Source organism: Nocardia sp. NPDC057668 (assembly GCF_042799795.1).
Lineage (GTDB): Bacteria > Actinomycetota > Actinomycetes > Mycobacteriales > Mycobacteriaceae > Nocardia.
Genome location: NZ_JBHVIC010000001.1, coordinates 2180209 through 2199524 on the forward strand (window position 1 = coordinate 2180209; position 19316 = coordinate 2199524).

Annotated in this window: 17 protein-coding genes; 8 read left to right on the forward strand and 9 right to left on the reverse strand. The window is 69.8% G+C overall.

Annotated elements, in window-relative coordinates; all coding sequences use genetic code 11:
• Positions 1-142: 142 nt before the first annotated feature.
• The 4 genes from ACFVBH_RS10050 to ACFVBH_RS10065 all read right to left on the reverse strand — a co-directional run bounded on the left by ACFVBH_RS10050 (position 143) and on the right by ACFVBH_RS10065 (position 5333).
• Positions 143-1519, reverse strand: coding sequence for an alpha/beta hydrolase family protein (locus tag ACFVBH_RS10050; protein ID WP_379001105.1), 1377 nt, complete (start codon positions 1517-1519; stop codon positions 143-145).
• A gap of 191 nt (positions 1520-1710) precedes the next feature.
• Entirely contained in the window at positions 1711-4206 is a 2496-nt protein-coding gene (locus ACFVBH_RS10055) for an FtsX-like permease family protein (protein ID WP_379001106.1), read from the reverse strand.
• Entirely contained in the window at positions 4203-4973 is a 771-nt protein-coding gene (locus ACFVBH_RS10060; RefSeq protein WP_354985164.1) for an ABC transporter ATP-binding protein, read from the reverse strand. Before ACFVBH_RS10060 ends, ACFVBH_RS10055 begins: the two co-directional genes overlap by 4 nt.
• A gap of 30 nt (positions 4974-5003) precedes the next feature.
• Positions 5004-5333, reverse strand: a complete 330-nt coding sequence (locus ACFVBH_RS10065) for a hypothetical protein (protein WP_354985163.1) — start codon at positions 5331-5333, stop codon at positions 5004-5006.
• 189 nt (positions 5334-5522) lie between these two features.
• Here ACFVBH_RS10065 and ACFVBH_RS10070 point away from each other — a divergent pair, with 189 nt between their 5' ends.
• The 6 genes from ACFVBH_RS10070 (at position 5523) to ACFVBH_RS10095 (ending at position 12579) form a co-directional block, all read left to right on the forward strand.
• Entirely contained in the window at positions 5523-6947 is a 1425-nt protein-coding gene (locus ACFVBH_RS10070) for a sensor histidine kinase (RefSeq protein WP_379001107.1), read from the forward strand.
• Positions 6944-7630, forward strand: coding sequence for a response regulator transcription factor (locus ACFVBH_RS10075; protein ID WP_354985161.1), 687 nt, complete (start codon positions 6944-6946; stop codon positions 7628-7630). The genes ACFVBH_RS10070 and ACFVBH_RS10075 overlap by 4 nt, the downstream gene beginning before the upstream one ends.
• A gap of 56 nt (positions 7631-7686) precedes the next feature.
• Positions 7687-9453, forward strand: a complete 1767-nt coding sequence (locus ACFVBH_RS10080; RefSeq protein WP_379001108.1) for a protein kinase — start codon at positions 7687-7689, stop codon at positions 9451-9453.
• 163 nt (positions 9454-9616) lie between these two features.
• Positions 9617-10393, forward strand: coding sequence for a hypothetical protein (locus ACFVBH_RS10085; RefSeq protein ID WP_379001109.1), 777 nt, complete (start codon positions 9617-9619; stop codon positions 10391-10393).
• Between the two features lie 134 nt (positions 10394-10527).
• Positions 10528-11448 (forward strand): hypothetical protein, encoded by a 921-nt coding sequence (locus ACFVBH_RS10090; RefSeq protein WP_354985158.1) that lies wholly within the window; start codon positions 10528-10530, stop codon positions 11446-11448.
• Between the two features lie 99 nt (positions 11449-11547).
• A complete protein-coding gene (locus tag ACFVBH_RS10095) occupies positions 11548-12579 on the forward strand; it encodes an ATP-dependent 6-phosphofructokinase (protein WP_354985157.1) in 1032 nt (343 codons plus the stop codon).
• Positions 12580-12752: 173 nt separating this feature from the next.
• Here ACFVBH_RS10095 and ACFVBH_RS10100 read toward each other — a convergent pair whose 3' ends face one another.
• On the reverse strand, positions 12753-12953 hold the full coding sequence (locus ACFVBH_RS10100) for a DUF397 domain-containing protein (RefSeq protein WP_354985156.1): 201 nt from the start codon (positions 12951-12953) through the stop codon (positions 12753-12755).
• Positions 12950-13831: a helix-turn-helix domain-containing protein gene (locus ACFVBH_RS10105; RefSeq protein WP_379001110.1), complete on the reverse strand. Its 882-nt coding sequence runs from the start codon at positions 13829-13831 to the stop codon at positions 12950-12952. Before ACFVBH_RS10105 ends, ACFVBH_RS10100 begins: the two co-directional genes overlap by 4 nt.
• A gap of 250 nt (positions 13832-14081) precedes the next feature.
• Between ACFVBH_RS10105 and ACFVBH_RS10110 the strand changes: the two genes are divergently transcribed.
• Positions 14082-14258, forward strand: coding sequence for a hypothetical protein (locus ACFVBH_RS10110; RefSeq protein WP_379001111.1), 177 nt, complete (start codon positions 14082-14084; stop codon positions 14256-14258).
• A 93-nt stretch (positions 14259-14351) separates the two neighbouring features.
• Here ACFVBH_RS10110 and ACFVBH_RS10115 read toward each other — a convergent pair whose 3' ends face one another.
• Complete coding sequence (locus tag ACFVBH_RS10115; protein ID WP_379001112.1) at positions 14352-16940, reverse strand: protein kinase; 2589 nt, start codon at positions 16938-16940, stop codon at positions 14352-14354.
• 71 nt (positions 16941-17011) lie between these two features.
• Positions 17012-17671, reverse strand: a complete 660-nt coding sequence (locus tag ACFVBH_RS10120) for a response regulator transcription factor (RefSeq protein WP_354985152.1) — start codon at positions 17669-17671, stop codon at positions 17012-17014.
• Positions 17672-17843: 172 nt separating this feature from the next.
• Here ACFVBH_RS10120 and ACFVBH_RS10125 point away from each other — a divergent pair, with 172 nt between their 5' ends.
• On the forward strand, positions 17844-17993 hold the full coding sequence (locus tag ACFVBH_RS10125) for a hypothetical protein (protein WP_379001113.1): 150 nt from the start codon (positions 17844-17846) through the stop codon (positions 17991-17993).
• Between the two features lie 26 nt (positions 17994-18019).
• On the opposite strand, the gene ACFVBH_RS10130 is transcribed toward ACFVBH_RS10125, so the two are convergent.
• Entirely contained in the window at positions 18020-19246 is a 1227-nt protein-coding gene (locus ACFVBH_RS10130; RefSeq protein WP_379001114.1) for a sensor histidine kinase, read from the reverse strand.
• Positions 19247-19316: the final 70 nt, after the last annotated feature.

Genomic DNA, 19316 nt, shown 5'->3' on the forward strand with positions numbered 1-19316 from the left:
TGAAACGCCACGGCCCCGACGATGGCCGGGTCAGGAGCGGACCGCAGGCATCCCAGCACGTCACGGGGTATGCGGCGCGACATGGTTCCGTACTGTCGAATCCCGACGCGAATCGCTCGGCGACCCGCGAGAGCGGCTGCTCCTATTTCTTCGGCGGGAACCGCTGGGTCAGCCAGGCGGTCACGTCGGTCAGCACCTCGGGCGCGATGGTCGTCTCGATGGTGACGTATTCGGTGACCTGCCCGGTCGGGGCGGGCTGCATGAGGTGGTTGAGACCCGGGTAGATCTTCACCGTCGAATCGGTGCCGGCGAGCAGCGCCCGCATGGGCTCGGCGCTCTGCGCGGGCGGGACCTGCACGTCCTTGTCGCCGAAGAACGCGAAGACCGGAACCCGCAGTGCGGACAGGTCCGGGGCCGGATCGTAGCCCAGGAACGACGCCATGTACTTGGTGTTCACCGCGTCCAGGGCGGCCTCGGACTGCCGCTGTTCGGCGGGCACGGACTCGTTGTGCCGCAACTGAACCTGCTTGGCCCCGGCGAGATCGCCGCGCGCGAGCACCTCGGTCCACTCGGTGACGTACCGCACCTGGGCGTCGACCTCCTCGGGCGTCGCCCCGCCCGCGGTGAGGATCACCCTGTTCTGCTCGATCAGCACATCGCGACCGGAGACGCCGGGACCGGCCATGGAGATGACGAACGCGACGCCGCTGTCCGGGCGGGCGGCGGTCCTGGGCGCGAGGTAGCCGCCCTCGCTGTGCCCGAGCAGGCCGACGCGGTCACGGTCGATGTCGGCGCGAGCGCGCAGGAAACCCACGCCCGCCGCGACATCGGCGGTGAGATCGTCGTAGGTCGCCTCGTCGAGCTTGCCGCCGGTGCCGCCGACCCCGCGGTCGTCCACGCGCAGCACCGCGTAACCCGCGCGGGTGAGGGTGTCCGCGAGCAGCAGGAAGGGCTTATGCCCCATGAGTTCTTCGTTGCGGTCCTGCGGTCCGCTGCCGCTGATCAGCAGTACCGCCGGGAACGGTCCCGAGCCCTGCGGGGCGGTGAGCGTGCCCGCGATGGTCACCTCGCCGTTGCGATAGCTCACATCCTCGGACCGATAGGGGTACGGCGGCTTCGGCTCCTGCGGCCGGGCGATCGGCGCGACCCGGCCGCGTTCGAGGGTGAGCGGGAAGCTCTGGCCGGCCTGGGTGAAGTCACCGATGATCGTGTCGCTCGCGGAGTCGAAGCGTCCCTTGAACTTCGGATCACCCGGGACGTCCGCGATGGCCCAGTGCACGTCGTCCGGCTCGGACCGCACATCCTTCAGCGGCGCGGCGGCCAAGCCCTGCACCGGGATGTCGATGGTGGCCCCGTCCGATGTGAAGGTCACCCCGATGTCGAGTGGCGTGCCGGGGGTCTGGATGCCGCCGTGCCACTCCCCCATCGTGGGTTCGCTCGGCTCCGAATCCGACGAGCATCCGGCCACCACCGCGGCAACAACGAACAGCACCAACGCGATCAGTCGCCCACTCCGCATACGCGCCACCCTACCGATGCCTGGTCCGGATCTCGGTCGCCGCAGCTCACCGGCGAACGCGGCCGAAATCGGCCCGCGCCCCTGCCACCGGCCGCGCGCTCGGCGGCGAATCGCCCGGCTGCCGAATGCCGGCGGGGGCGTATCGGCCGAACTGGCCGATACGCCCCCGCCGGTGCCGAGCGATAGCTCCCTCAGTCCAGCGCGATCGCCTCCACGATGGGCAGGCGCGCCGCCCGCACGGCCGGCGGAATCGACCCCAGCAGCGCCAGCGCCAGCGCGACCACCGCGTAGATCAGCAGCAGCGGGCTGGGCCGGTAGGCGATGTCGATGGAGATGGCGTTGCCGAGCGCGACGGTCGCCAGGTAGTGCACGCCGGAGCCGACAACCAAACCCAGTGCGGCGCCGACGAATCCGATACCGGCGGCCTCCGCGAGCACGCTGCGCAGCAGGAACCGGCGGCTGGTGCCCATGGCGCGCAGCACGCCCAGTTCACGGCGGCGTTCGAGCACCGAGAGCATCAGCGTGTTGAGCAGGGCGACGGTCGCCACCAGCACCACGATCCAGAGAATGGCGGCGCTGATGGAGCTGCCCTGGCGGATGCTGCCGGAAATGGCGGCCAGCGCGCTCGCGCCGGTCTCGACCTGGAACTCGGCCGGAACCGCCGCGCGCACCGCGGCCAGCACGACGTCTGGATCCGCGCCGGGCACGAAGTCGACGCCGATGATGGTCTCGCCCGACCGCTGATACCACTGCCGCAGGATGTCCAGGTCCAGCACCACGATCCCCGCGATGGCCGAGAAGTACGGGACCACCCGCAGCACGGTCACGTCGTGAATGCCGGTGGGCGTGGGCAATTGCAGCGTCGAGCCCACGCTGACGTCCAGCTGCCGCGCCACGTCCCGGGAGATGACCACGCCCTCGCCCCGGGCCATGCGCGCCAGGTCGGCCTCGGTGGTGCCCTCCAGGGCGGAGCTGCGGGCGACGCCACCCTCGTAGCCCTGCAACATGACTCGGCCCCGGCCCAGGGTCGCGAAGGCCATCTGCGCCGCGCCCGCGTCCTCGACGCCGGGAACGGCGCGGAGCTTGTCCTTGAGATCGCCCGGCAGGATCGGACCGGTCGGGAACTGCTCCATCGCGGTGGCGCTGACGAAAACGTCGGTGCGACTGAGCCCTTCGAAGGTCGAGCCCGCCGCGTCGACCATGTCGCGCGAGGCGTTGCCCATGGCCACGACGGCGGTGACGCCGATCATGACGGTCATGGCGGTCGCCCACACCCGGCGCGGGGCGCGTTCGACCGTGGTCGCCCCGAGCGCGCCGGGTGCGCCGAAGAGCCGGGACACCGCGCCGATGACGCGCACGATCGGACCGGTGGCGGCGAAGCACACCAGCACCGCGCCCGCGATGGAGGTGGAGATGGCGGCCAGCGACAGCCTGCCGATGTCGGCGTTGGCGATGAAGACCCCGGCCACGATCGCGGCCAGGCCCGCGGCCAGTGCGGCCCAGCGCAGCAGCGGTTTGACCGCGTCGGCGGAGGATGTGCCGACCGGGGCGAGCGCCTCGATGGGCGCGACCTTGTACACCTGGCGGGCGGCGATGGCGGCCGCGGCCACGCTGGCCAGCACGCACGCGGCCAGGGCCACCGGAATGGCGTAGCCGGGCACCATGTACTCGGTCCGCGATTCCACCGACTGCACGATCGCCGCGGGCAGCCTGCCGATGGATACGCGGCCCATGAAGATGCCGACGACCGAGCCGGCGAGACCGCCGATCAGGCCCAGCAGCGCGGCCTCCACCAGCAGGCCGAGCACCATGGGCGTGCGCCTACCGCCGATCGCGCGCAGCAGCGACAACATCGGGCGGCGTTGTGCCACGGCCATACTCATGGCGTTGTAGATCAGGAACGCGGAGACGATGAGCGCCGCCGCCGAGGACGCGAGGGTGGAGTAGCGCACCAGTTGCACCGAACCGCCCGCCTGCGCGCTGCGCAGATCCGGGTCGGCGACCACGGCGCGACCGGCGACGACCCCGGTGAGCGCCGAGCGCAGGGCGTCCACGTCGGCCCCGGGCGCGGCCAGGATCTGCACCGAGTCCAGTTTGCCGGTGTGATCGGCGATCTTCTGCGCCACGGGCAGCGTCGCGATGACGATGTGCCCGCCGTTGACCTTCGCGGAGGTCTCGGCGTCGATGACGCCGACCACGGTGGCGTCCACGGCGCCGAACCGCACCCGATCGCCCTCGTGATGCCCCATGGCCGAGCCGACCAGTACACCGTTGGCGGCGGTGAGCAGCTTGCCGGCCTGCGCGTCGAGTGATCCGCCCAGATCGTTGCCGAGCTGGGCGATGCTGGCGTCCGCGCCGATCAGCAGCGCGCGGCTCTCGCCCGAGCCGATCCCCTGGCGCACCATGGGCACCGCGGTGCCGACCCCGGTCGTGGATCGAATCTGTTGCAGCAGTGCCTGATCGAAGCCCGCGTCGGTGACCCCGGTGATCTCCAGCACGGCGTCCCCGCCCAGACTGCGGGTGAGTTTGTCCACCGATCCGGTGATGGATCCGGAAATGCTGAAGACCGCGACCAGCAGTCCGGCCGAGACGCCCATGACCACCATGGACAGCAAGGTGCGGCCGCGGTGGGCGAGTAGCTCACCGATGTTGAACAGCCGCAGGCGATCCCACATCGCTGCGATCATGCGCGCACCACGCCCGCACCATCGGATTCGGCCGCGCCGGTTTCGGCCGGGCCGGTTTCTCGAACGGTGCGCACCTCGCCGTCATCGGTGCGCTCCACCCGTTCGGTGGCCCCGATCTTGCCGTCCCGCAGCGTGATCACGCGATCGCAGTAGCGCACCGCGCCCATGTCGTGCGTGACCATGACCACCGAATTGCCCTGGCGGGTGATGTCGCCCAGCAACCGCAGGATGGATTCACCGGTCTTGGAGTCCAGGTTGCCGGTGGGCTCGTCGGCCAGGATCAGCGGCGGATCCATGATCAGCGCCCGGGCCACGGCCACGCGCTGCATCTGCCCGCCGGAGAGCTCGGCCGGGCGGTGTTCAGCGCGCTCGCCGAGTCCGACCAGATCCAGCAGTTCCAGCGCGCGCGGCTTGGCTTTGCGTAATCCGGTGCCGTCCAGCAGTTTCGGGATGGCGACGTTCTCCCACGCGGTCAGGGTCGGGAGCAGGTTGAAGAACTGGAAGATGAAACCGACCTGATGCCGCCGGAATTCGGACTGCCGATCGTCATCGAGATCGCCGATTTCCTTGTCCTGGAACCGGATCGATCCCGATCCCGGCGAGTCGAGCGCACCGAGAAGATGCAGCAGTGTGCTCTTGCCCGAACCCGACGGACCGATGATCGCGGTGAACTCCCCCGGTTCGATGCGCAGGCTGATGCCGTCCAGCGCGCGCACGCTCTGCCCGCCGATCCGGTATTCCTTGGTGACGTCGGTCAATTCCAGCATGGTCGTTCCCCTCGTGTTCCCTCTGGCGAATCAGCCGGCCAGTGCGCGCACGCGCGGCCGGAAGTAGAGCTGGTCGGTGTCGTAGGTGTCGAGCACGGCACGCAGGGCGGGCTGTTCGGCGGCGAGTTCGCGGTGTACCTCGATCGCCGATTTTCCTTCCGCCAGTGCGTTTTCCAATTTCACTCCGAGATGGTTCTCCCATCGGTGCCGCAGCGCGAGCAGTACGCCGTCCGGGCCGCCGAAGAGCCGGTCCAGCTCGGGCAGCCGGTGAAACAGGTTCGGGTCGGCGGGATTTCGGGCCGCGCGATCTAGGACGGTGTGCAGGATATCGGTGCGAGCGTGCAGGTCTGCCCAGGTCATGGCCCCCAGCCTTTCGTCTCGCTGCGGATCCGATCGGACCCGAGCACGGTGGCGATGGTCATGACGCTACGGAGACGTCGCCGCGATGTCGTCGTGCCGCGGTCCCGACTTGTCCTCCTACCCCGGTAGGAGACCGGCCCCTGCCCGCGAACGATGTACGCCGTCCAATTCGGCCATTAGCCTTACAGAATGAACGTGACAGGCGCCACCCCCACCTCGGTCGGGCACGCGCTGGGCGACGTGCGGCTCATGCTGCGGGACAGCGCGGAGCGCATCCGCCTGTTCGCCCGTCACCCGGTCGAACAGTTCCGGATCAATGTCGAGCGGACCGGGTTCGGCTATCCCAGCCAGGTCGTTTTCCTCATCGACGTGGTGGTGCTCGCGATCTCCGTGATCGCGGTGGGGCAGCGGATCGGGGAGGGCTACCTGCCCAGCGTGCTGCCCTTTCTGGCGGCGCTGCTGACCCTGGCGCACTGGCCGCTGCACGTGCTGTTCGACGTCATGCCCGGTCCGCTGCTGCTGACCGCGCTCACGCTCGGCGCGGTGGGGTTGTTCCTGGCCCAGCCGGTGCAGAACGACGCGGCGCCGTTCATCCTGATCGCCGTGGCCGGCGAGGTCGCGGCCATCGCCCCGATGATCGTCAGCATCCCGGTCGCCCTGACGATGATCGTGCAATTGATGTTCTTCGAGTCCATCGGACACGTGGATCTCGGCCTGCCCATCTACGGTTTCGCGGTGCTGTGCGGCTGGATGACCGGGCAGATGATGAACTACCAGCGCCGCTACCTCTATCAGGAACGCGAATACCAGGAGGTCCGCGCCGTACAGGCCGCCGACGAGGAGCGCAGGCGCATCGCCCGCGAGGTGCACGACGTCATCGCCCATTCGCTGAGCATCACGCTGTTGCACGTCACCGCGGCCCGGCACGCGCTGCAGACCGATCGCGACGTGGACGAGGCGGTGGACGCGCTCGCGGACGCCGAGCGGCTGGGCCGTCAAGCCATGGCCGACATCCGGCGCACGGTGGGCCTGCTCGATCAGCGGCCCGCCTCGCAGACGCCCGAACCCGGTCTCGACGACATCCCCGAGCTGGTCGAGGATTTCGTGCGCGCCGGAATGGAGGTCGACTATTCGCTGTGCGGCGACACCGCGCGGGTCTCGGCCGGCATCGGCCTGGCCCTGTACCGGATCGGCCAGGAATCGCTGTCCAATGTCGCCAAGCACGCCCCGGGGGCGCGCGCGACGGTGCGAATCGTCCTGAGCACCAGGGAGGTCGCGGTGGAAGTGCGCAACACCCTGGCCGCGGGCGCGCTGCCCCGGACGGGTCGCGGCATGGGCATCTCCGGCATGCGTCAGCGCGCGGCCCTGCTCGGCGGCACGCTCACCGCGGGTCCGCTGGCGGACGGCTGGCACGTGCACGCGCGCATTCCACTGACCGGCGGGCACCTGGCGTGCATGGCGGTCAGCGCCGAGGATTCGCTGTGGACGGTGCTGCAGTCGATGACCCGCAAACGCGCGGAGGACGAGCCGGAGAACGGCGAGCACGCCGCCGGAAAGCCCTCGGCCACAACGGAACAGCTACTGCCGAACGCACACGCGAAGGGGGAACGGTGACCGAGCGGGCCGACGACGAGCTCATCGCCGTACTGGTGGTGGACGATCAGGAGCTGGTACGCGGCGGTCTGCGCCGAATCCTGCGCCGCCGTGACGGTTTCGCGGTCAGCGAATGCGCCGACGGCGACGAGGTGCCCGCCGCGGTCACCGCGCACCGGCCCGACGTGGTGCTGATGGACCTGCGGATGAAGCGCATGGGCGGCATCGAGGCCACCCGGACCCTGCGCACCCGCCCGGATCCGCCGCCGGTGCTGGTGCTGACCACCTTCGACGACGACCAATTGCTCTCGGGCGCACTGCGCGCGGGCGCGGCGGGCTTCCTGCTCAAGGACTCCCCCGCCGAGGATCTGATTCGCGCCACCCGCACGGTCGCCGGCGGCGGGTCCTGGCTCGATCCCTCGGTCACCCCGCGGGTGCTCACCGCCTATCGCTCGGTGCGTCCGGCGCCGGTCCCGAGCGAGCGGACGCTGTCCGATCTCACCGTGCGGGAGCTCGAGGTGCTCGAGTTGATCGGGCGCGGCCGCTTGAACGGCGAGATCGCACGCGACCTGGGCATCTCGGAGGTAACGGTGAAAAGCCACGTAGGACACATATTCGGGAAGCTGGGGTTACGCGATCGCGCCGCGGCGATCGTCTTCGCGTTTGACCACGGTGTGGTTTCCCCAGGAGAATCCAGGTCCTGAGCGGTTGGTCGCGGGCGCTTCGCCGCGGCCGATCCGGGAGTTGGAGGTTAGACGGGGTGGATGCACCGCCTTCGCGCGCGGGCGGCCGGTTCGGGCCGTACGAATTGCGCTCGTTGCTCGGCAGGGGCGGCATGGGAGAGGTCTACGAGGCCTACGACGCGTCCAAGGACCGTGTCGTCGCCCTCAAGCTGCTACCCGCCGAACTCGCGAAAGACCCCTCCTACCAGGAACGTTTCCGCCGCGAGTCGCAGGCCGCGGCGCGGCTGGCCGAACCGCACATCATCCCCATTCACGACTGGGGCGAGATCGACGGTGTGCTGTACATCGACATGCGGCTGGTGCGCGGGCAGGATCTGCGCACCCTGCTCGACGACAACGGGCCGCTGCCGCCGTGGCGCGCGGTGGGTTTCGTCGAGCAGATCGCCGCGGCACTGGACGCCGCGCACTACTCGGGCCTGGTGCACCGGGACGTCAAGCCCGCCAATGTGCTGGTGACCGACGCCGATTTCGCGTACCTGGCGGACTTCGGCATCGCCCGCACCGAGGGCGACACGGCCATCACCATGGCGGGCACCGCCGTGGGCTCCTACGCCTACATGGCCCCCGAGCGCTTCGACACCGGACCGGTCACCGGGCGCGCCGACATCTACTCCCTCGGCTGCGTGCTGCACGAATGCCTCACCGGCAACAAGCCTTTCCCCGCCCACAACGTGAGCGCGCTGATCCGGGCGCACCTGTCCGAGCCGCCGCCCCGGCCCAGCGCCCAGCGCGGCGGAATCCCGGACGCGCTGGACACGGTGGTGGCGCGCGCCCTGGCCAAGGACCCCGGCGATCGCTTCCTGACCGCGGGCGAGTTCGCGCGCGCGGCCCGGATGGCGCTGGCCGGCGGTGCGGTCGCCCCGCCTCCCGGCCCCGTCGCGCAGCCCGGCCGGACGGTGCCGCCCGCGGCCTTCGCGCCGCCGCCGAACCAGCCGCCACCGGCGCAGCCGACCGCGGTGCTGCCGGTGCCGAGCTCGGATCCCACTGTGGTGCAGCGCAATACCGGCACCTTCGGGCCGTACTCGACGGGTGCGTTCCCGCCCTACACCGATCAGGGCGAGCCGCCCGCCACCTCGGATCTGCCGGTGATCGTGCCGTCGGATCCGACCATGGTGCGGGTCAGCGACTTCCACTACACGCCGCTGCCGCAGAGCGCGCAGCCCGCGCAGCCGCAGCCGCCGGTCTGGGGGCACGCGCACGGGCCGCAGCAGGACTTCCCGTACGCGCCGACGCCGGATCCCTCGCTGTACCCGACCTCGGATCATCCGCGCTACGATCCCGCCCCGCCGCCCGCCTACCGGCCGCGCCGCAGGTCGGTGGCGGTCCCGGCCGCGATCGGCGTCCTGGTGGTCGCGGTCGCGGCGATCGCGGGTGCGGTGGGCTGGCAAGTCCTGGACAGCTCCCGCGACGAAGACTCTCCGACGACCGCGGCATCGGAGGGTCCGGGCTACACCACGTCGCAGTCGCAACCGAGAACCACCGCGTCGACCGCTCCCACGACGACCGCGGCGCAGTTGCCGGCGGGCGCGACCCCGTGCCCGGTGGTGTACCCGGTGCTCAACGGTTACACCGGCTCGGCGATCGGATCCACCGTCACCAGTTGCCCTTTCGCGGAAGAGGTACGCAGGGTGTATGCCGACTCGACGTCGGGCCGACCGGGTTCGGCAAGTAGTGTTGTCGCTGTGAGTCCGGTGACCAACCGGGCCTACACGATGAACTGCACGGCGACAGGAAAATTGGTCACCTGCATCGGTGGCGAGAACGCGGTGGTGTATGTCTACTGACCCTATTCCGGCCTGTCGCAAGGCCTTTGCGCGATGCGTCACGGTGGCGACGCTGCTGGCGGTCTCCGCGTGCGGCGTGCAAGCGGGCTCCCCTGGACCGGCCGAATCGGCGAGTCCCGCCGAGGCTCTCCCGGTCGCGGAGGCAGGCGCCTCGAATCTGTCGATGATCGCGCCGGACCTCCCGGACCTGTTCGGGCTGCCGAAATCGGTGAGCCTGGCGGCGGATTTCGCCGAATTGCAGGCCGCGCTGGACGGGCGCATGGGCTTGGCCGCCATGCCGGTCGGGGGCGGCGACATGACCGTGCTCGGCAACTGGTCGACCGGCATCGCCTGGTCCACGATCAAGGTGCCGCTCGCGCTGGCCGCGCTGCGCCGGGACCGCGAGCTGCGTGATGTCGCCGAGGCCGCCATCACGTACTCCGACAACGATGCGGCACAGCAGCTTTGGAATTCGCTCGGCACCGATGAGGAAGCCGCGGACGCGGTGCAGGCCATCCTGCACGAGGCCGGGGACGACTACACCGACGTCGGCATGCGCCACACCCGGCTCGCCACGCTGGGCTCGGACGATCTGCTGTCCTTCGGCGCCACCGATTGGACGCTGACCGATCAGGCGCGTTTCGCCGCCAAGCTGCCCTGCCTGCCGCGCGCGAGTTCGGTCATCTCGCTGATGAGCGAGATAACGCCCAGCCAGAGTTGGGGTCTGGGTCATCTGTTCGGCGCGGAGTTCAAGGGCGGCTGGGGTCCCGACGACGACACGGGCATGTACACCGTGCGCCAGTTCGGGCTGATCCCGACGCTGGCCGGTCCGGTCGCGGTGGCACTGGCCGCCGAACCCGCCTCGGGCACCTTCGAGGACGCCACCGACATGATGGACCGGATGGCTTTGCTGCTCGGGGAACACCTTCCGGAGCTGCGCGGCGGGCTCTGCGGTCAGTAGGGTTCGAAAAGTACCCATACGCACCGCATTTGACCCCGCCGCCGCGACCCACCACAATCCTTGCGATTGACGGGTATCGGCGTGTCCGCTGAAAAACGCGGGCGCGCCGATTCCCCGGAACTGGAGGTATCGGGGTGGACGCACCGTATGCGCGAACCGCTGAACAGGGCGTACGGCGCCGCCGGATCGCACGCGGCGCGTTCTGCGCGGCGGTGACGCTGGCGGCGGGCGTACTGGCCGGCTGCGGCGGGAGCGACCCCCTGATGGTGCCCGAGCCGCGCGCCACCACGACCGCGAACCCCGGCTCCACCGGCACCCCGCTGGTGACCGTGCCCGGCACCCTGGCCTGGGAGTTCATCAACGATCTACAGCCCACGCTGAAGGGCCGGGTGGCGCTGGCGCTGCTGCCCGTCGGCGGCGATCGCGCACTCACCCTGGGTGATTGGCGCAGCGGGCCGGCCTGGTCGACCATGAAGGTGCCGCTGTCGCTGGCCGCGCTGCGGGCCAACGCCGGGCTGGCGAGTTCGGCGACCGCGGCCATCACCTACTCGGACAATGCGGCGGCGGACACGCTGTGGCAGGCCCTGGGGTCGGGTACCACCGCGGCGGCCGATGTCGAGGAGGTGCTGCGCGAGGGCGGTGACTCGGTCACCCAGGTGCCCGCCACGCGCACCCGCACGGACTATTCGGCCTTCGGGCAGGCGGATTGGTCGGTCACCGATCAGCTCGCCTTCGCCGCGCGGCTGCCCTGCCTGCCGGAGTCCGACGCCGTCACCACGCTCATGGGCAAGATCACCTCCGGGCAGCGGTGGGGGCTCGGCACACTCACCGGCGCGGAATTCAAGGGCGGCTGGGGACCGGACACCAGCGGCGGCTACCTGGTCCGCCAGTTCGGGCTGATCCCGGTGGACGGTGGTTCGCTGGCCGTGGTGATTGCGGCACAGCCCGATTCGGGTTCCTTCGACGAGGGGACCACCATGCTGACCAAGATCTCCACCCTGGTCGGGGAGCATCTGGACGAATTGCGCGGCGGGCGGTGCGCGGGCGGTTCCTGAGCACACAGCGCACACCGGACGGTCGGTCCAGAGTGTGCTGACCTGGGCTTCCCGGGGGTCAACCTGACGGAAACCCGGACTACGGGCAAGATAGGGCGCATGCGCATCGGAGTCTTGACCGGAGGCGGAGACTGCCCAGGGCTGAACGCGGTGATCCGTGCTGTCGTTCGTACCGCGAACGGCCGGTGGGGTGATGCCATCGTCGGATTCCAGGACGGGTGGCGCGGGCTACTCGAGGATCGCAAGATCCAGATTCTGAACAACGACCGCACCGATCGCCTGCTCACCAAGGGCGGCACCATCCTCGGCACCGCACGCACGAATCCGGACATCCTGCGCGCCGGACTGCCCCGCATCAAACAGACGCTGGACGACAACGGCATCGACGCCCTCATCCCGATCGGCGGCGAAGGCACCCTCACCGCGGCCAGCTGGCTGGCCGAGGAGGGCGTGCCGGTGGTCGGCGTGCCCAAGACCATCGACAACGACATCGACTGCACCGACACCACCTTCGGGCACGACACCGCCGTGGCCATCGCCACCGAGGCCATCGACCGGCTGCACACCACGGCCGAATCGCATCAGCGCGTGATGCTGGTGGAGGTCATGGGACGGCACGCGGGCTGGATCGCCATGAACTGCGGCATCGCCTCGGGCGCGCACCTGACCCTGGTGCCGGAGGTGCCGTTCGACGTGGACGAGGTCTGCGCCATGGTGAAACGGCGCTTCCAGCGCGGGGATTCGCACTTCATCTGCGTGGTGGCCGAAGGGGCCATGCCCGCGCCGGACTCGATGTCGCTGCGGGACGGCGGCATCGACGAATTCGGGCACGTGAAGTTCACCGGTGTCGCGCAGCAGCTCGCGCCGGAGATCGAGCGGCGCATCGGCAAGGAGGTGCGGGTGACGGTGCTGGGCCACGTGCAGCGCGGCGGCACGCCCACCCCGTACGACCGGGTGCTGGCCACCCGCTTCGGGGTGCATGCCGCGGAGGCGGTGCACGCGGGGAACTTCGGGCAGATGGTGGCGCTGCACGGCAACGACGTGGCGCTGGTGCCGCTGTCGGAGGCGACCAAGCAGCTCAAACTCGTTCCGCAGGACCGGTACCGCGAGGCCGCCGCGTTCTTCGGCTGAGCGGGGACGAATCCCGGAAATGAATGGGCCGCCCCACTTTCGTGGGGCGGCTCTCCTATTTTGCTCCCGGGGGAGCGCTCCCGCATAGGGATTGGGGTCTCACACTTTGTGCGAGGCCCCAATTGTCCTTATTTATCCACTCAATCCAGATCTATCGGGACATATACCGCGCGTCAGTGATCGAATCGACCCCGTGTCAGCGCGGCGGTGAAGCGATCCCATTCGGCCGGGCCGAATACCAGTGCCGGGCCGGTGGGGTTCTTGCTGTCCCGTACTCCCACACCGGCGTCCAGGAACGCGATCTCCACGCATTCCTTGGCCCCGGTGCTGCGGGCGGTCTTGAACCACCTGACGCCGGACGGTTCGACGTTCACGTCGCGTACTCCTTCGCTGCCTTCCGCAAGAGATCTCTACTGCTCGCCTCGTCCAGCGCCGAGCGCTGGAGAGCCTGGTACGCCTGGCGATAACGATCGACCGCGGCCTGCTTCTCCAGGTAGAGGTCGCCGAGGAAATTCTCCAGGTACACCACCGTGGGCTCGACCGGTCGGTTTCCGCCGTCCCGGCCGAAGTCCAGAATCACGAACGGCCCCACGGAATGCCCGATGGGAACGCCCGCGGAGAAGGGTAGTACACGCACAGCGATCATTGGGAGTGTCGACATGTCGGCGACGTGCCGCAGCTGCGCCGCCATCACCTTCGGATTGCCAACGACCCTGCGTAACGCGGTTTCGTGGACGATCACGTCGAGGCTCGCGGGGTGGCGTTTGCGCGTCAGCAGGCTCTGGCGGCGGGTCTTCAACTGCACTCTGCGGTCGATCTGATCGCATTCAGCATCCGGCCAGTAATCACCGATCAGCACGCGCGCGTACTCCGCGGTCTGCATGAGTCCGGGGATGAGATCGGGCTGGTACGAGACCAGGCCCCGGGCCGAGGCCTCCAGGCCCACATACACGTTGAAGCCCTCGGGCACGATGTCGTCGTATTCGTGCCACCAGGACTTGACGCTGGCCTGCTGGGCCAGGCCCATGACGGCAGCGCTGAACTCGTCGTCGAAGTCGTAGATGCGGCACAGTTCCCGGATATCCAGGACCCGGATCTTCTCGGCGTTACCGGTTTCCAGCCGCTGTAGTTTCGACTCGCTCCATTCCATCAGGGCGGCCGCTTCGGCAATCGTCATATTGCACTGCATGCGCCCCTCGCGCAGATATCGGCCCAGTTGGCGGCGCGGCAGAGTGGAACCTTGCTCGGACATCGAGTCCTCCCCCACGAAGGCGGTTTTCGGTCACTGTGAACGATGCTCCCATGCGATATGAATGCTGACCTGGTGCTTTCGCAAAGTTTCCGCCGCCGGCCGCGGTGTCGTTGCCGGATCGGTGCGGGCGGTGCTGAACTGGAGTCGCGCCCGGTGAGAGCCGGAGCCCTGAATTCGGACCCACTCGTCCCCGAGCCGGGCGCACCCACCGCCCGACCGGAGCGTCCCCGCGCACCGACGGAGGGACGTCATGACCGGCCCCGTGATGTTGATCTTCGACTGCACCACCGATCCCGGCGAGCTGCCCCCGCCCCTGGCCCGCGAGGCGGCCCAGATCCACCGCCACTGCGCCGAGCCGGAGTGCGAGGTGCTACGCCGCGCGAGGCAGGCCCCGGCCGGCGATACCCGCCCCTTGCAGACGATCTGAGGCGAATGGATCGGGCCGGGCCCGAAATCACGCGCACGGGCAGAACTGGGGGCGAACGGGTCCGAGAGGGCGAGGCGGTCGAGGCCTGCCTGGCTATCCGAGCACCATTACCGCGAGTATCAGCAGCATCAAAGCCAGTACCAGCACCGCAAGGCCGGACACGACCAGCGCATTCACCTGGGTGCGATCCACTTCGTTTCGCCAGCCTGCGTTCCCCTGCGGTGGGGCCCCGTTGGGTGCGTAGGGACCTGTTTGCAGTGGGCCGTACGCGCCGCCCGGTGGTTGCGCACCGAACTCCGGCGACGGTACACCGGGCGGAACATGCTGTTGCACAACTGAAACGAAGTCCGCTGAGCCGGGAGCGGAGTCCGGCGGCGCGTGCCCGGGCTCGACGGAACGCGGCTCGGCGTCCACCGAATGCGGCGTCTCAGGCTCCGCGGCGGGCGAGCCGGGGACGGCCGTGGCGGGCGAATCCAACTCGGACAGAACAGCATCCGGTGCGGCTTCCGCGGAATGCCCGTCCCGCTCGTCATCGGGCGAAGTCGTCCCGGCCTCAGCGGGTTCGGCGTCCGGGGTCGTGTCGCGGGGGCGCACACGTTCGCTCTCGTATCGGCCGGCGGCAGCGCCGACCCCGGCCGAGGGGACAAAGGCTCCCGACATCGGATTACGCAGCGAGGCACCCGGATAACCTGCGGGGTCCGGCCGTGCGGTGCGCCCGGAATCCACCGGATCCGAACCGCCGGAAGAGTCCCGATCCCTACCTGCGATGCGCCCCGAATCCACCGGATCCGAACCGCCGGAAGAGTCCGGATCCCTGCGTGCGGTGCGCCCGGAATCTACCGGCTGCGATCCCACGGAGGAGTCCTGGTTCCCGGCGGCGCGCACGACGGGATCGTTCTGTGCCGGGGTGTCTTTCGGGTAGCCACTCGGATCCTGGGGGCCGCCGGACCGTGCATTGATTCCCGCGGGCGAGGCAGGGGCGGCGTCCACGTCTTCAAGGCCGGGAGCATTCGCGGCGACATCCCCACCGACCGCACCGCGGTCGACGGCGGCACGCTCGGCTGCGCGGGCGGCGGGCTCGGCGGGGCCGTCGGAGCCGGAGGGGTTGGTCGAATCCGGCGAATCACCCTGCACCGAACTCTGTTTCGCCTCATGCACGGCGGAATCGGGGGGATCGAGCGGTCCGGAGGTATGGGCGGGCGACCGTTCGGATTCGGCGGTGCGGGAGGCCGGGGGCGATTCGGCGTAGAGGACCGCGTCGGTCACCTGTCCGGCAGCCGCAGCTGAGGACGGGCCTGCGGGGTGCGAGCCGGGTGCGTGCGGGTGGGGGTTCCGGAATTCACCGGGGTGCTGATCGGGGGCGTGAGAATCCGGGCGAGCAAGCAGGTCGGTGCGCTGGTCGGGGGAATCCCCTTGCGGCCCTTGGGTTCCCGGCGGCTGCGCGGGAACGCCTTGGGACGGATGACCCGCAGGATGCTCGGGATGACCGCCTGGCTGGTGCACCGGTCCGGCGGGCTGGGGTGCGAAGCCGGCGGGCTGGGGCGCGTGGCCGGCGGGCTGCGGTTCGAAGCCGGCAGGCTGCTGCGGATGGCCGGCGGGCTGGGGTGTGTGACCGGCGGGAAGAGCGGGTTGGGCCGGATGAGGGGCGGGGACCAGGGCCGGATACGCGGGCGCGTACGAAGGGGCCTGGGGTGGATACCCCTGGGGGGACTGGGGATTCGGCGGTGGGGGGTAATTCTGAGGTGCGGGGTAGGGCGGGGGGTAGGGGGCGTAGGCGGGGGGCTGGGCGGGGTAGGCGGGGGGTGCGGGAGCGTAGACCGGACCCAGGTACGGGGGGACGGGGGTGCCGGGCGGCGCCAGGGCGCGGCGGGCCGCCTTGGCGAAGTCGGTGCTGGTGGGGAAGCGGTCGGCGGGGCGTTTGGCCATCGCCTTCGTGAGGACCGCGTCCATGGCGGGGGTGAGGCCGGGGCGGCGCAGGGAGACCGGGGGCGGCAGGAGCTGGAGGTGGCCGCGGATCAACTCGGTGGGATGGGGAGAGTCGTAGGGGCCCATGCCGATCAGGAGCCAGTACAGGGCGCAGGCCAGCGAGTACTGGTCGGTGGCGTGATCGAGGGGCGCGCCGGTCATCTGCTCCGGCGAGGCGTAGGCCAGGGTCGCGGTGAACATGCCGGCCTGGGTGAGGTGGGTGGAATCCTCGCGCAGGCGGGCGATGCCGAAATCGCTGAGGAACACCCGCTCCCCGTGGCCCGCGACCGCCCGGGCCAGAATGATGTTGGCGGGCTTCACATCCCGGTGCAGCACACCCATGCTGTTGGCGTAATCCAGTGCGGCGGCGACGCCTTCGATGATCTGCACCGCCCGCTCGGGCGGCAGCTGGGTCACGTTCACGCTGGCCGCGTCGACCCCGTCCACGTACTGCATGGAGATCCACAGCTGCTCGTTCTCCGAGCCGCGATCGTAGACCTCGACGATATTGGGGTGATCCAGCTGCGCGACCAGATCCGCCTCGCGCTCGAACCGCGCCCGAATCTCGCGGTCGGCGAACAGTTCCCGATTCAGCAGCTTCAGCGCGGTCAGCCGCCCCAGCCGGGGATGGCGGGCCAGGTACACCGAACCCATACCACCCTGTCCGAGCAGTCGTTCAACGGTGAAACCGGCGAATACGTCACCGCTGTTCAACACTGTGACGACCCCCTTCCGGTGACGTACGAGTCCGTGAGCCTATCCGGCGGAGCGCGCCGCGACCCGCCGTCTCAGCCCGGTGTGACCAGTCCCGATTCATAGGCCAGCACCACCGCCTGCGCCCGATCACGCAGGTTCAGTTTGGCGAAAACCTTCGACACATGGGTCTTCACGGTCTGCTCGGCGACGAACAGGCTCTCCGCTATCTCGACATTGGACATACCCCGTGCCACCAACTCCAGTACTTCGCGTTCGCGGGGCGTCAAGACCGATAGCGCGGGCGCGGGCGTGCGGCGGTTGCGGCGCTTGGTGACATCGGCGATGAGCCGGCGGGTGACCGTCGGCGCGAGCAGCGCGTCACCCGCGGCGACCACGCGGACCGCGCGCACCAATTCCTCGGCGGGGGCGTCCTTGAGCAGGAACCCGCTGGCGCCGATGCCCAGCGCCTCGTACACGTAGTCGTCGATGTCGAAGGTAGTGAGCATGAGCACCCGCACCGGCGGATCGAACCCGGCCGCCAGGATCGCGCGCGCGGCGTCCAGGCCGTTCATCTCCGGCATGCGCACGTCCATGAGCACCACATCGGGGCGCAGCCGTTTCGCCTCCGCCACAGCGGTTTTGCCGTCGGGCGCGTCACCCACCACGCTGATATCGGGCTGCGCGCCCAGCAGCGCCCCGAATCCCGCTCGCACCATCGCCTGATCGTCGGCGATCAACACCGTTATGGCCACTGCCGCACCTCACGCACGCCAACGAGTCTGCCACGCCGGGCGCCCCCGGTCCCCCGCACCACAAGCTTCGCACCCTCCCGCAATTCCACGGTGCGGCAACCACCCACTCGGTAATTTTGTCCGCATGGGGAGATTCGGCACGTTTGTCAGTGAAACCGCGTTCGGAGCGTTGGTGGCCGTACTCGTAGCGATGGTGCTGATCATCGGCTTCGGCGCCGGGGGCTCGATCTGGGTGATCGTGGTCTCGGTACTCATCGGCATACCGGCGGGCAACGCCGTCTCGTGGGCCACGACCCGCAAGAGCGGACGGTCCCGGGAGTAGACCGCGGCGGAGCGGGAGCGCGGCGGTCAGCCGGCGGTCCCGAGCGCGGACAGGGCGTCCGGGCCGAGCGTGGCGGCGGGCAGGGGCAACTGCGCCCGGACCTCGAACCCGCCGTCGGGTCGGGGAGCGGCGACCAGGTCCCCGCCAACCGCGGTCGCGCGGGCCTGCATGCCGGTGATCCCGCTGCCGGGAGTGCCGGACGGGTCGGCGGCCCGGGTGCCGACGGCGGGACCGTTCGTGACCGCGAGGGTCAGGTCGTGGTCACGCACGATGCGCACCCACACCGGCGCCCCCGGCGCGTGCCGGGAGGCATTGGCGAGTGATTCCTGAACGATGCGGTACAGCGCGAGACCGGTGGTATCGGGCACCGTGTCGAGGCTGCCCTCGACGGTCCAGGTCAGTGGGACCCCCGCGCGCAGCGCACCCTCCAGCAGGGTCGCGATATCGGCGGCGGCGGGTTGCGGGGCGTGTTCGGGGAGCTGGCCGTCGCTGCGCAGCACGCCGAGCAGGCCGCGAATCTCGTTCAGCGCGGCGCGGGCACCGGTGCCGATGGACTCGAACTCCTCGCGGGCGGCGGGCGAGAGACCGTCGATGCGATAGGGCGCGGTCTGCGCTTGGACCACCACCATCGACATGTGGTGCGCGACCACATCGTGCAGGTCGCGGGCGATGCGGGCCTTCTCCTCGAGGATGGCGCGGCGGGCCCGTTCGAGCTCGGTCTCCTCCTCCTGTTTGACCAGGGCCTGGCGCGAGACCACGACCCAGCGGATGAGCAGGCCGAACACCACCAGGCCGGTGATGGCTATGGGCCAGCCGAACCCCGCCTCGGCGAAGCTGTCCCCGGCCTGGGCCATGGTGGTGGCGAACAGCAGCGAGGTGGAGATCCACGCGACGCCGACGATCTGCAGCGGCGACCGCACCGCGACCGCGAACACCAGCGCGAACAGGGTCAGGATGTGCACGACCTGGAAGGGGATGTCGCTGCCCGGCTGATGCGGTACCGCCAGCGCGATCAGCAGCGCCGAACCGGCCGAAACCGCCCAGCCCAGTGCCGGATTGACGCGCACGAGCAGAATCGGGAACGCCGCGAACCCGGCGATGAACGGCATGGCCGCGATGGGTACCCGATGCGTGACGTGCAGGGTCGGCCACGCTATCGACAGCAGGATGAGCGCGACCGCCACGACCGAGGCATCGAACCAGTAGCGCGACGCCAACGAGCGGCGATTCTTTTTCGCCAAAGTACCGACCATGACGTCGACGGTAGAGAACCGATCCGGCCGACGCCTCATACCGAGGGTCCAACTACCACCCCCTACCCCG